Origin of the sequence: Pseudomonas sp. 2822-17, assembly GCF_002742485.1 — a bacterium.
GTDB classification, from domain to species: Bacteria; Pseudomonadota; Gammaproteobacteria; order Pseudomonadales; family Pseudomonadaceae; genus Aquipseudomonas; species Aquipseudomonas cyclaminis.
The window spans coordinates 1-236 of sequence record NZ_LJRZ01000217.1 but is presented as its reverse complement, the minus strand read 5'-3'; the positions used below and the strand labels follow the sequence as shown (position 1 = coordinate 236).

At 42.8% G+C, this 236-nt stretch carries 1 protein-coding gene; it reads left to right on the top strand.

The window, feature by feature from the left end; genetic code table 11:
- On the top strand, positions 1–236 hold a 236-nt coding region (locus AOA60_RS01645; RefSeq protein ID WP_178075308.1), incomplete at both ends, for an alpha/beta hydrolase.

Below are 236 nucleotides of genomic sequence, written 5' to 3'. Positions count from 1 at the left end.
CTCTAATGGTGCTAACATAGCGGGAAGCCTGCTATATCATTATGAGAACTCTTTAAAAGGTGCCGTGTTACTGCATCCAATGGTTCCTAGAAGAGGGATTCAACTGCCAGAATTGAGTGGCACACCTGTATTTATTGGTGCAGGGAAAAATGATCCAATTTGTCCTGCACAGGAAACGATAGATTTAGAGAAAGATTTATCAGGTGCTGGTGCACAAGTGGAAGTGTTTTGGAGTG